A 12,231-nucleotide genomic window follows, 5' to 3' on the forward strand; every position below is an offset into this window, starting at 1 on the left:
TGCTTCGCTGAGCCGTGCGGTCACCCACAGTCGGCGGAAGGCGGTCAAATCTTGACTCCTCACCGTCATCGCCCTGACCGGAGCTGTCGTGCGCGCAACCATCGGCGACCCTATCCCTGAAACCGCCTCAGATCATCTGGAGATCGCGGCGACCGGGTGCCGGCAGCGGTATGTCAGCTCCTTGATCGGGCGGTCGCCGCTGACCCGGCCACTGCGGACGCCCCCGCGGGTATTCGCTGCTTCACGTCGCCGCAGCAGTGCGGCGTCGGGGACTCGCTGGGGCGCGGAACCGGGGGTGCAGGTGCTCGGCGGTGCGCTGCCCGCAGACACTCGACGTCAGCCCACAGGTCCGGCTCGACTACGGCCGTCGGCTCCTGCACTGCTTCACACCGACAGCGGCACCGGCGCCTGCCACTAACCGCCGAAAGGGTGCCTCGGTGGCGCGTGCGGCGGCTGGTTCACCGACCCACCCGGGCGCGCGCCGCCCGGACGGCCAGCACCAGCGTCGCCACGATCGGCGCGTAGACCAGCAGGGCCGTCACCAGACCCCACCACAGCCTCGCGCTGCCCACCCCGGCGGCGAATCCGTCGGCCGCCCACCCGGCGCCGTAGCGCAGCAGTGGCAGGTAGAACAGCACGAAGTAGCCGACGGCGAGCAGGCCCCCGGCGAGCCAGACCCAGCGGAACCAGGTGCCCACCCGTACGTCGTGCGGGTCGGCGCGGTCCAGCTCGGCGCGCTGCCGCTCGTCGAGCCGGCCGAAGGCCCGCCGCAGCAGCAGGGACTTGACCCGCCACAGGTCGCGGCAGCCGATCGCGGTGACCAGGACGGCGTACAGGTCGGTGCGCAGGAACACCATGCACTGCCAGAGCGTGCTGGCCACCAGGACGAAGACCAGCGCCGGGAGCGGGCGTACCGGCCCGAGGACGAGCTGCCCGACCAGCATCGCCGCGAGCAGGACCATGTCGACGGCCAGTCCGGCGAGCTGTGGGCCGTAGCGTTGGCGGCGCGGCACGCTCCACAGTTGCGACAGGTCGGTCTCGAAGACCAGGAAGAACAGGCGCCGGTCGATGCCGAAGCGGGTCCGCAGGTCGAGTGCGCGGGCGGCCAGCCAGTGCCACACCTCGTGCACGGCGACCAGGGCGTACGTGACCGGCAGCATGATCAGCAGGCTGGTGCCGAGGTCACCGGTGAGCAGGAGGTCGGCCGGCCGGGGCCAGAGGTCCGGGCGTACCAGGAGGCACGCCACCACCGAGATCGCCGCGGCGGCGTAGACCACCCACGCCACCCGGGAGAACAGCGGCCGGACCAGTGCCGCCGGGGGGCCGGCGGTCCAGGAGCGTTGTTGCAGGGCGGCGGTCGGCACCGGCGCGGGCGCTTGGTCGCTGTCCACGAACCCCAGCTCGGTCAGGACGGCGACGAAGTCGTCCAGGTCCACCGGCTCGCCCGCGAACGCCTCGCCCCGCTCGGCAGCCTCGGAGAGCGTGGCGCCGTCCAGCAGCGCCCGGATGACGACGCCACCGACCGCGGGCATCGCGACGTAGGCGCCCCGTTCCGGGTCGCCGACGAGGACGTCCGTGCCCTCCTCGACAACCGTCAGCGGGCGCAGCCGCACGGTGCTCGTCGCGTCGGTCATGTCGCTGCAGCGGCGGTGCGGGCGCCGGCCACCGCGCACATGGCGCAGTCCGGGTCGCGTGGCCACGGCTCACGGCTGGGTCGGCAGCCCGCGGAGAGGTCCACCAGCACCTCGGCGCCCGCCGTGTACGGCGGTTCGAAGCCGGTCAGGTAGCGCAGCGCCTCGAACGCCACGAGGGACCCGACCAGCGCGGCCGACGGCCCGTTGGCCCGGTTGAGGCGGGAGATGCGGGCGCTGAGCCGTTGCGCGGTCATGGCGGCCGGCTCCAGCACCGACGCCTGGACGCCCCCGCCGTCGCCGTAGGCGCGGACCCGGCATTCGTAGCAGGCACTGCGGCCCGGGTCGACGGAGAAGTAGATGAGCTGGGAGCCGACCATGCCGCCCCGGACCCAGGGCACCCCGGCGCGCAGGCACGCCTCGTTGACCCAGTTGTCGATCCGTTCGCCCTGGTCGACGCCGGACACCACCAGGTCGACGCCGGGCAGCAGGTCCGCGATGTCGTCGGGGCCGCCGATCCAGCGGCGTACCGCCTCGACGGTGATGCCGGAGTGGAAGGCGCGCACCCAGTCGGCAGCGCGGTCGACCTTGGTGGCGCCGAGGTCCGCCTCCCGGTACAGGAACTGCCGGGCGAGGTTGCGTGGCTCCACCTCGTCGGCGTCGACCAGGGTGAGCCTGCCGACGCCGAGGCCGGCCAGGTTCTGCAGCACGTTGGAGCCGAGCCCGCCCGTGCCCAGTTGCAGCACGTGGGCGTCGCGCACCCGCCGCTGCAGGTCGGCCTCGCTGGTCTCCAGGGTCGCGTACAGCTCGAAGAAGGCGAGGTTGCTGAAGTCCCGGCCGGCCCGGGCACGGTCGACGTGCCGGTCGAGATCCCGCAGCAACCGCAGGTCGTCGAGCGCGTCCAGCGCGCCGCTGAGGTCGTCGGTGCTGACGTGGACCCCGTCGGCGGCCAGGGCGGCACGTAGCTCGGCGACCGTTCCGGGCTGGTTGGACAGCACGGTGAGTAGGCGTTCCACCTGGCCGTCCGGGTCGTCGAGCTGCACCGAGCGGCTCGGGTCGCAGACGACGACCAGACCGTCGCCGACGCGCTCCCACTCGCAGGGCTTGAGGCCGACGCGCATGACAAACCTCCGGGTCCGAGGATGGTTTCACCGGGGTGGGCGGCCGCCGGGGAACGACGGCCGCCCACCAGGCTTGATCAGGAATCGGGGTACTGCGTGGTCTTCACCGACTCCACGGCGCGAACGACGATCTTCATGGCTGCCTCCTTCCCTCTCGGCTCGACCGACCACGTCCGGACCCCCGTGGGCCGTCGCGGTCGGGCACGAAGACAATGGCAACCGACGATGGGCCGTACCGTTGTGGAATCGTTGCGACGCCGAAGGTGGCTGATGCTGTGCGGGTCTTGTGGTGAACGTGCGCGCCGAACCGATCGGATACCGGCTGCTCGGCCCGGTGCAGGTCCTCGCCGGGGCACGAGCGGTCGACCCGGGGCCGCCGCGACAGCGATCGGTGTTGGCGGCGTTGCTGGTCGACGCGGGCCGGGTCGTCGAACAGGCGGCGCTGGTCGACCGGGTGTGGGGCGAGCGGGCCCCCGCCGACGCACGGGGCAGCCTGCGGGCGCACGTCACCCGGATCCGGCAGGTGTTGCGCGAGGCGGCCGGTGACGCCGACCCGCCGCCGCTGGTGCACCGCTCTGGCGGGTACGTGCTGGAGATCGACGAGGAACTGGTCGACCTGCACCGGTTCCGTCGGTTGCTGCTGCGCGCCGGGGACACCGATGACGACCGGGAACGGCTGGCCACCCTGCGCGCGGCGATCGGGCTCCGGCAGGGCGTACCGCTGGCCGGCATCGCCGGGGACTGGGCCGCCCGGATGCGGGAGAGCTGGACCCGGGAGCACCTGGACGCCGTGGTGGCGTGGGCGGGCGCCGAGCTGGCTGCGCACAACCCGGCCGTCACCATTGGGCTGCTGACCGAGTTGGCGGCGGAACACCCCCTCGTGGAGTCGCTCACCGCCGCGCTGATGCGGGCCCAGCACGCGCTCGGACGCACCGCCGACGCGTTGCGGGAGTATGCGGCACTGCGGACCCGGCTGGCCGAAGCGCTCGGCGTCGACCCGGAAACGGACCTCCAGATGCTCCACCAGGCGCTGTTGCAGGGCGCTTCCCCGCCACCCCGGCCCGCGCCGGCCGCCGGTGCGCCGGCCCCGGTGCCGGCGGAGCTGCCCACGGACGTCCGCGGCTTCGTGGGGCGCACCGACGCCCTGGCCGGCCTCGACAAGCAGCTGGTCAAGGCCACCGGGGTGGCGACCGACGGGGGGATCGCGGTGATCTCCGGCACCGCCGGGGTCGGCAAGACCACCCTGGCCGTGCACTGGGCGCACCGGGTGGCCCACCGGTTTCCCGACGGCCAGCTCTACGCCGACCTGCGCGGCTTCGACCCCGGCGGGGTGCCGGTCCGCCCGGCCGACGCCCTGCGGGGCATGCTCGAATCCCTCGGCCTGCCGCCCGAGCGGATCCCCGCCGAGCCGGACGTGCAGGCGGCCCGCTACCGCAGCCTGCTGGCCGGGAAGCGGATCCTCGTCGTGCTCGACAACGCCCGCGACGCCGACCAGGTCCGGCTCCTGCTGCCCGGCACACCCACGTCGGCCACCGTGGTCACCAGCCGCGACCGGCTCGCTCCCCTGGTGACCGTGCACGGCGCCCATCCGCTCGCCGTCGGCGTCCTCGACCCCGACGAGGCCCAGCTCCTAATCGCCCGCCGCCTGGGCGTCGACCGGGTGGCCGCCGAGCCGGCCGCCGTGCAGCAGATCATCGCCGCCTGCGCGCGGCTGCCGCTCGCCCTCGCCATCGTCTGCGCCCGCGCGCAGCAGACCGCGTTCCCGCTGACCGCGATCGCCGCCGAACTCGACGACGTGCATGGCCGCCTGGACGCCCTCGACGCCGGCGATCCGACCACCCGGGTACGCGCCGTCTTCTCCTGGTCCGAGGCCGCGCTGAGCGCCGACGCGCAGCGGCTGTTCCACCTGGTGAGCCTGCACCCGGGCCCGGACGTCGGCGCGCACGCCGTGGCGAGCCTCGCCGGGCAACCGCTGGCCCCCACCCGCCGCCTGCTGGCCGAACTGGTCCGCGCCAACCTGGTCGCCGAACCGGCACCCGGCCGGTACGCCCTGCACGACCTCCTGCGCGCGTACGCCGCCGAGGAGGTTGCCCCCGACGACGGGCGGGCCGCGCGGTCGCGCCTGGTCGGCCACTACACGCACGCCGCGCACGCCGCGAACCGGCTCGTGCACGCCCAACGGGACCCCATTCCGCTCCCGCTCGACCCGCCGCCAACCGCCGACACCCCGGAGCACCTGGCGGACCCGCGCCAGGCGACGGCCTGGTTCCACGCCGAACGCGCCACCCTGCTCGCCACGCTGCGCCTCGCCGCCGCGTCCGGCTTCGACCGGGCGGCCTGGCAAATCGCCTGGGCCCTTGACACGTACCTGGAACGCCGTGGGTACTGGTACGACCGCGCTGTCGCCTGGCGGACCGCGCTGGAGTGCACGGACCGGCTCGGCATCCCGGCCGCGCGTGCCGGTGCCCACCTCAGCCTCGCCCACACCGACCTGCGGTTGCAGCGCCTCGACGACGCGCAGGAGCACCTGCACCGCGCCCTCGACCTCTATCTGGGCAGCGACAACACGGCCGGGCAGGCGTTCATCCACCGCCTCTTCGCCTACCTGCACGAGCACCGGGAGGACTTCCCCAGCGCCCTGGAGCACGCCCGCCGGTCCGTCCAGCTCTACCGCGCAGCCGGACACGAACGCGGGGAGGCGTTCGCGCTCAACGCGGTCGGCTGGTGCCACACGCTGCTCGGCGACCACGCCACCGCCGTCGACTACTGCGAACACGCGCTCAGCCTCCTGCGCCGGGTGGGCGACCGCGGCGGTACGGCCGCCACCTGGGACAGCCTCGGCCACGCGCGGCACCACCTCGGCCAGCACGACCGGGCCATCGACTGTTACCGGCAGGCCCTCGGACTGTTCCGAGAACTCGGCTACCGCGCCCACGAGGCGGACACCCTCACCCACCTCGGCGACACCCACCTCATCGCGGGAGACGCGGGTGCCGCGCGCGCGGTGTGGCAGCAGGCCCTGAGCATCCTCACCGGCCTCGATCACCCCCGGAGCGAATCGGTCCGCGCCCGCCTCGACGCCCTGCCGTCCTCGGCGTAGTCCGTGCGGTGCCGTTGCGTTATCGGATCGGCGCACGTGTTGAACCCGTGTCGGGTTCGCGGACGGGACCAGGTCGTCGAGGACGCCGGGGTAGACCGCGGCCGCGTCGGTGACAACCTCTGCGGGTATCGCCTTCAACGTCGACAGCGCCCGGCGGGAGAACCGCCGGGCCGCGCCGGCATCACTGCGGGCCGAGACCAGCACGTCGATGACCTGACCGTACTGGTCGACCGCCCGGTACTCGTACCGCCACCTTGACGTAAGTCTCGTCGACGCGATCAGGGACCGATGGATGTCTTGCGGCAACCGCCGCCTGTTCGATCAGATGCACGGGTCGCCGGTCAGCCGCGTGTGTCGAGCGGGACGTGCAGCGAGAGGTGCGAGGACAGGGCGCGGAGGAAGTCCGGGGTGTCGAAGACCGCGCCCGCGGAGGCGACGCCGGTGGTCCTGGTCCGGCCGGTGAGGATGCGGTCGACGGCCTCCACCGCGAGCGGCGCGCTGATGGCGTAGATGTCCTGACCGGCGGCGACCACGCGGCGCTCCGCTCCGCCGGAGCGGACGAGGACGTCGACGACGAAGGTCTGCGCGGAGCGGCCGCGCTCGTCGACGGCGGTCGGTGCCGAGGCGTCAGGAGCGGACAGGTCCGCGGCCGCCTTGGCGGTCATGTAGGTGCGCACCTCCGGGATGGCGAGGTGGCTGGGAATGGTGACGACGTCGGCCATGGTGAACTCTCCGATGACGTTCTGGGGGCCGAGCGGAGCCGGGAAGGGCCACTCCAGGGTCGGCAGAGTGTCGTCGTGGTACTCCAGCCGTCCGCCGGTGTAGCGGACACGGCGGCCACCCCGTCGCTGCCCCGAGACCGCGCCCGCAACACGCGTCCCGGCGGTGGGGTGCCAACTGCTCAGGCCGTAGGCGATGTGCGCCTCGTCCGCCGCCGTCCAGTCGCCCATCGCGGTGGTGACCAACAGGTCGCCGAGGCCGCCGTAGAAGGCCATCGCAGGGACCACCACGCTGCCCGCGGCGCGGGCGCGCTCCGCGAAGTGCGCAAACGTGTCAAGGTTCGCCTCGATCTCGGCCGCCACGTCGACATACGGGATGCCGGCGCGCAGCGCCGCCTCGACCAGCGGGGCTGCGGTCGTGGCGAAAGGCCCGGCGCAGTTGATCACGGCGGCCGCGCCGTTCAGCGCGCGGTCGAGCGAGGCTGGATCGTCGACCGACGCCTGCCGCGCCTCGAGCCCCGGTTGGGCCTGCGCCAGCGCCAGCAGCTTGTCCTCGTCGCGACCGAGGAGCAGCGGGACGTATCCGCGCTCGCGCAACTCCGCGACCACGAACCGCCCGGTGTGCCCGTAGGCCCCGAACACTGCCACGTTCCGGCCTGATCCCATGTCTGCTCCCGCGTGCTCGAAGTGATCCACTGCGGAAATCCTGTCCCCGTTTGCCCATCGGTGCCAGTGTCCGGAACGACATGACCCGTACAATTCCCGACATGAGTTCTGTCCCGCGTTCCGTCGCGGTCGCCGCCACCGACGGGATGCTGCACTTCGAGCTGGCCCTGGCCTACGAGGTCTTCGGTTCCACCCCGGCCGCCCTGCCAGGCCCTTGGTACGACGTCAAGGTGTGCGGCACGCACGCCGTCCGGGTCGGCCGGTTCCTGCTGGAGCCGGACTGCGGGCTCGACCGGCTGGCGCACGCCGACACCGTGATCGTCCCCGCCTTGGCGGACGTCGACGAGGACCCGCCGGCCGACCTGGTCGAGGCGGTGCGCGCGGCCCACGAGTCGGGCGCGCGGGTGGTCTCCCTGTGCACGGGCGTGTTCGTGCTCGCCGCCGCCGGCCTGCTGGACGGGCTGCGGGCGACCACGCACTGGGCCCACACCGAGCAGCTGGCCGCGCGCTATCCCCGGGTGACGGTCGACCCGGACGTGCTCTACGTCGACAACGGCAGCGTGCTTTCGTCTGCGGGCAAGGCCGCAGCGATGGACCTGTGCCTGCACCTGGTCCGCCGCGACCACGGCTCGGCGATCGCCAACGTGGTCGCCCGCCGCCTGGTCGTGCCGCCCCACCGGGCCGGTGGTCAGGCCCAGTTCGTCACCACACCGGTGCCCACCCAGGACGGCCATCCCCTGGCCGAGCTGCTCCCCTGGGTGATGCGGCGGCTGGACCAGCCGCTCACCGTGGAGGACCTGGCCCGTCAGGCGAACATGAGCTCGCGCCACCTGGCCCGGCACTTCCACTCGGTAACCGGCACCACCCCGCTGCAGTGGCTGCTGACGCAGCGGATCCGCCGCGCGCAGGAAATGCTGGAGACCACGGACGACAGCGTCGACACCATCGCCTCGGCCGCGGGCATGGGCACGGCGACGACACTGCGCCGCCACTTCCACCGCACGGTCGGCGTACCGCCGGACGCCTACCGCCGCACGTTCCGGGCGTGAGGCTGCGGTCCTCGCCTTGACGGCTCTCGACCGTCTCAGCAGCGCCCTCCGCCAGCTCGTCGCCCAGGTCCCCGCCCCCGTCATCGCCGACGCCCTCGGCATCCACCAGACGACCGCGATCAGACAAACCAGCAACGCCGGCACCACCTGGAGCCACTACGCCAGCGGCGACCACACTCCGTCACCAACACGAGGACTGCGCCCCCGAACTCGCGCGATCGGTTGATCAAATTGCGCCGGTCATGAGTTCGTCGGCCAGCAGTGGGCACTGCCGGTCCGAACGGGGGCGCTGGCAGGTCGCGACGAGCTACAGAGGAAGGAACGCCTGAAGGCTGGTAACGCCTATGTTCGACAGCGGCTACGTCCTGGTCAACGAACTCGGCCAGCCGCAGCGCACCGACTGGCTCCGCCGCGGCCGTACGACGCGCGGCACGCCTGCCTGACCTACCTCGCTGGCGCCGGAGTGACCGACGTCCTCCTCGCAGCCTGGGCCGGCCACGCCGATGGCGGCACGCTCGCCAACGCGTCTATGTCCACCCCGACAACAGTCACCTGAAAGTGGCGGCCGAACACCTCGAATCAGGCATGTTCGGGTGACTTCCGCAGCCGCGAATTCAGCAGTACGAGCGTACGTGAGAAGTTGTGAGATGAAACGGCAGAACGCCCCGACTCACCGAAGTGAATCACGGCCTCTGACCTGCCGAAACTCTGTCGGGACGGCCGGATTCGAACTGACGACCCCTTGACCCCCAGGCAACAATCAAGGCGTCTCCACCTGGTCGGATCAGGGTCAGGCCCTGGCGCTCACGTCCGCTGTCGTCCAGGGGTGTCCGGCCCGTACACCCCGATCGTCACCCAGTTAGTCACTCAGTGAGGGTCTCGAGTTCCGGCTGGTCGAAGTCTCACCTGCCAGTTGTGAGCGACGTGGCCGACGGCGACCGCATCGAGCCAGACACCAACAGCCGGAAGCTCGCTGCCGCTCGGGAGCGTGGTGATCTCCATCAGAGCTATCGCATCGGGCTGGCCTTCGATGTCGGCGAAGACGCCGAACGGCATCGTCGCAAGCACGCGTGCCCGGACTCGTGCACCCACGGGCAGCGTCGACTTGGTGTCCGACCATGAACGCTCTGCGCGCTCGGCTCTGCCATCGAGCAATCCCCAGTCGTCTGGGCCCAAGGCCGCACATCCTCGCACGAACAGTTTGGAAGACGCCTAGATCTGCGCCTTTAGCCGCTGGTGAGCAGCGTAGCCGCGCTCCAAGATGGGCAGCGTCCCTCCTGTGCCTACCCTCACCGACCGTTGTTGACTGCTCCGTCGGGCACGAAGCCGGCAGCCTCCAAACCGCTGGATCTGAGTAGAACTGGCCGCGTATCGTTCCTCGCACTCCCCGACAACAGGTGCCGCCGGGGCACCCGAGGCGTGAGCCAAACCGGTGGGAGTAAGAGGTTGTAGCGGGGTTGCAACACGCGTAGCGCGCGTCCGGCGCTCTGAGTAGACCCCACCGGACCCGGCGCGCCGATGACGTCCTTCGTCCCGAAGGAACGATCAGAGGCTGATGAACTGGGCGACTAGCAGTCTGGACCTGCCGAAGCGGCTCATCAGCGTCCGTAGTCGTCCAGCAGTGGCCGGCGTCGTCGTCACTCAGTTAGTCACTCGCACGGCCTCCGTAGGCATGGAAGTGCCCTACGCCATATGCGAGTTCACTAGCAGTGAACTCCGAAAGCCTCTCCCAGCTCCTGACTGTCCTCCGACGGCTTCAGCCGCCCCGAGCATCCAACCATCGGAGGTCCCACGACGCAGACGGCTCCCGCCCACGAATCGGAGAGAGGTAGGACCTTGCGCAGAATGCTGCTCCCGGCAGTCAGGTCCTCGGCGCAGTTGCCTGCCGCTCTCGCGGCGGGAGGAAGCTGCGGGATCTCAGCGCCACCGATGTCGACCGCTGGCTCATGGGCAAAGCCCAACACCTGAGCACCCGCACCCTGTGGCTCCTCTACTCGCTGCTCAACCGCGCCGTCAATCGAGCCATGGCGCGAGACAGGGTCAAGCGCAACGTTGTGGCACTCTGCGAAGTGCCCGCAGGTCGCGGCGGCCGTCCCTCGAAGTCGCTGACGCTCGACCATGCCAAGGCGCTTCTCATCGCTGCCGGAAGCAGCTCGCTGTACGCCTACCTCGTCGTCTCACTACCGACCGGCGCTCGCACCGAGGAACTGCGAGCCCTCACCTGGTCACACGTCGACCTCGCCGGCAAGCCGGACAACGATCCCCCGGTGCCGCCATCCATTCAGGTCTGGCGCTCGGTCCGCGCCGACGGAGACACCAAGACCAAGAAGTCGCGTCGCACCCTGGCTCTGCCTGCCCGGTGCGTCACCGCCCTCACCACCCAAGCCAGACCCCTCTGAGCCGTAGGAGCATCCCGAGTCCACAGGCACCCTGTTCGCCTCGCCGCCAACCCCGTGGCCGACATTCCTGTGAGAGCGGCCGGTGGCGTCGTGCTGGGGTCAAGGTGGGGTCAGCCTCGAGGAAAGCGATTGAGTCGGAGCGCCCGCCACGCCGACAATCACTCGATGCCCAACGATCAAGTGGCCGCTGACTTCTCGATCAAACCCATCCTCGTCGGTGAGCGGGTGACCCTGCGCCCCTTCGTTGACGACGACATCGCGACCTTTCGGGCGGCAGTGGCCGACCCCGAGGTGGCCCGGCTGACCGGCAGTCCGTCCGACGACGCTCCCGACGAGGAGCGGATGCGCGCCTGGTACGGCAGCCGTAACTCCCAGACCGACCGGCTCGACCTGGCGGTGGTGGACCGGGCTACCGGAGCCTGCGTCGGTGAGGTGGTCCTCAACGACTGGGACCGACACAACCAGAGCTGCAACTTCCGCACACTCCTCGTCGCCGCCGGGCGGGACCGGGGACTGGGCACCGAAGCGGTACGCCTGGTTGTCGGCTACGGCTTCGGACAGCTCGGCCTGCACCGCATCTCGCTGGAGGTGTTCGCCTTCAACCCCCGCGCCAGGCGGGTCTACGAAAAGGTCGGCTTCGTGGCGGAGGGCGTGCTGCGGCAGGTGCTGCGTGATGGCGACGGTTGGATCGACGCCACGGTCATGTCGATTCTTGCGCCAGAGTGGGAGATCCATCAGGGACATCCCGAGTGCCGGCGCGGTCATCTGTGAGCTTGCGAATCGCACAAGATCGGGTTGCGGTACATCGTTGCGCCTGGTCGCACGGCCCCAATGCGTGACTTGGCCCCTGCTGGCCTCAGCTTGTGGCCCGTGCATGGCCCAACGTAGGCGGCGCGCTGCGTCTCAAGGGGCATAGATGCGGGCGGTTCTCGTCGTGGAGCCCCTGCAGACTGTCTGGTGAGCTGATCGACTGTACTCAATCACCTAGCGAGCCCTCACGCCGACGCGGGCGCCGCCGATGACCGAACCCACCGTCGATCCCCCCGCCGGGTCTGGTGCCCGGAAGCCCCCTCTCATACCGTTCGCGGCTGATCTCTGAGGAGGGTTGGGGTTCGGGGCGGAGCCCCGAGGTCTTCAGGGTCCTGGTCGTCCGTCAGTTTGGTCGGCCGGCCCGGCCAAATGCCGGCCGGAGGTCGCCAGCAGGCCGGGGCCGGGCCGGCGCGGCCCGCTTGCGGGCCGCCTTGACCCAAAAAACAAACAACTCGGCAGATGACCCAGGTAACCACCTGAAACTTGACCAACGGTCAAGCAGCGCCAAGCACCTCCGAACTTGACCGATCTGGTCCCCAGAACGGCGAAGGGGCCGACCCGATTTCCGGATCAGCCCCTTGACCTGCTGTCGGCTCCGCCTGAAAACTGACCACGTGGTTCCGGCTGAATCGGGACCACCTCCTGAAGCATCGGGAGGTGCTGAACGTGGAGGACTGGGCGGAGATCCGGCGGCTGCGGCGGTCGGAGGGCATGGCAATTCAGGCCATCGCACGGC

General features: G+C 71.1%; 8 protein-coding genes and 2 pseudogenes. 5 read left to right on the forward strand and 5 right to left on the reverse strand.

Annotation, left to right across the window (positions count from 1 at the left end; all coding sequences use genetic code 11):
• Positions 1 to 458 precede the first annotated feature (458 nt).
• A complete protein-coding gene (locus tag V6V47_RS16605; RefSeq protein WP_334629136.1) occupies positions 459 to 1,634 on the reverse strand; it encodes a hypothetical protein in 1,176 nt (391 codons plus the stop codon).
• Positions 1,631 to 2,752 carry a HesA/MoeB/ThiF family protein gene (locus V6V47_RS16610; protein WP_334629137.1) on the reverse strand — a complete coding sequence of 374 codons (1,122 nt, stop codon included), beginning with the start codon at positions 2,750 to 2,752 and terminating at the stop codon, positions 1,631 to 1,633. Before V6V47_RS16610 ends, V6V47_RS16605 begins: the two co-directional genes overlap by 4 nt.
• 295 nt (positions 2,753 to 3,047) lie before the next feature.
• Here V6V47_RS16610 and V6V47_RS16615 point away from each other — a divergent pair, with 295 nt between their 5' ends.
• A complete protein-coding gene (locus V6V47_RS16615; RefSeq protein WP_334629138.1) occupies positions 3,048 to 5,852 on the forward strand; it encodes an AfsR/SARP family transcriptional regulator in 2,805 nt (934 codons plus the stop codon).
• Between the two features lie 93 nt (positions 5,853 to 5,945).
• Here the strand turns inward: V6V47_RS16615 and V6V47_RS32725 are convergent.
• Both V6V47_RS32725 and V6V47_RS16625 read right to left on the reverse strand, forming a co-directional pair.
• Positions 5,946 to 6,056, reverse strand: a pseudogene (locus tag V6V47_RS32725) (hypothetical protein); the annotation flags it as partial.
• Between the two features lie 137 nt (positions 6,057 to 6,193).
• A complete protein-coding gene (locus tag V6V47_RS16625) occupies positions 6,194 to 7,237 on the reverse strand; it encodes a saccharopine dehydrogenase family protein (protein ID WP_334629139.1) in 1,044 nt (347 codons plus the stop codon).
• A gap of 101 nt (positions 7,238 to 7,338) precedes the next feature.
• On the opposite strand from V6V47_RS16625, the gene V6V47_RS16630 reads away from it, so the two are divergent.
• Together V6V47_RS16630 and V6V47_RS16635 are read left to right on the forward strand one after the other, a co-directional pair.
• The gene (locus tag V6V47_RS16630; protein ID WP_334629140.1) at positions 7,339 to 8,286 is read left to right on the forward strand and encodes a helix-turn-helix domain-containing protein; all 948 of its coding nucleotides are present in this window, start codon (positions 7,339 to 7,341) and stop codon (positions 8,284 to 8,286) included.
• Between the two features lie 16 nt (positions 8,287 to 8,302).
• Positions 8,303 to 8,512, forward strand: coding sequence for a hypothetical protein (locus V6V47_RS16635; protein ID WP_334629141.1), 210 nt, complete (start codon positions 8,303 to 8,305; stop codon positions 8,510 to 8,512).
• Between the two features lie 641 nt (positions 8,513 to 9,153).
• On the opposite strand, the gene V6V47_RS16640 is transcribed toward V6V47_RS16635, so the two are convergent.
• Complete coding sequence (locus V6V47_RS16640) at positions 9,154 to 9,462, reverse strand: hypothetical protein (RefSeq protein WP_334629142.1); 309 nt, start codon at positions 9,460 to 9,462, stop codon at positions 9,154 to 9,156.
• Positions 9,463 to 10,181: 719 nt separating this feature from the next.
• Here V6V47_RS16640 and V6V47_RS16645 point away from each other — a divergent pair.
• Together V6V47_RS16645 and V6V47_RS16650 are read left to right on the forward strand one after the other, a co-directional pair.
• A pseudogene (locus V6V47_RS16645) lies at positions 10,182 to 10,679 on the forward strand (site-specific integrase); the annotation flags it as partial.
• Positions 10,680 to 10,850: 171 nt separating this feature from the next.
• Positions 10,851 to 11,456, forward strand: coding sequence for a GNAT family N-acetyltransferase (locus V6V47_RS16650; protein ID WP_334629143.1), 606 nt, complete (start codon positions 10,851 to 10,853; stop codon positions 11,454 to 11,456).
• Positions 11,457 to 12,231 lie beyond the last annotated feature (775 nt).

Source organism: Micromonospora sp. CPCC 205539, assembly GCF_036906815.1.
Classification (GTDB): Bacteria; Actinomycetota; Actinomycetes; order Mycobacteriales; family Micromonosporaceae; genus Micromonospora.

Excerpts from the sequence above, each read along its gene's own strand:
- V6V47_RS16605 (WP_334629136.1), bottom strand. The coding sequence starts at position 1,634 with ATGACCGACGCGACGAGCACCGTGCGGCTGCGCCCGCTGACGGTTGTC.
- V6V47_RS16610 (WP_334629137.1), bottom strand. The coding sequence starts at position 2,752 with ATGCGCGTCGGCCTCAAGCCCTGCGAGTGGGAGCGCGTCGGCGACGGT.
- V6V47_RS16625 (WP_334629139.1), bottom strand. The coding sequence starts at position 7,237 with ATGGGATCAGGCCGGAACGTGGCAGTGTTCGGGGCCTACGGGCACACC.
- V6V47_RS16630 (WP_334629140.1), top strand. The coding sequence starts at position 7,339 with ATGAGTTCTGTCCCGCGTTCCGTCGCGGTCGCCGCCACCGACGGGATG.
- V6V47_RS16650 (WP_334629143.1), top strand. The coding sequence starts at position 10,851 with ATGCCCAACGATCAAGTGGCCGCTGACTTCTCGATCAAACCCATCCTC.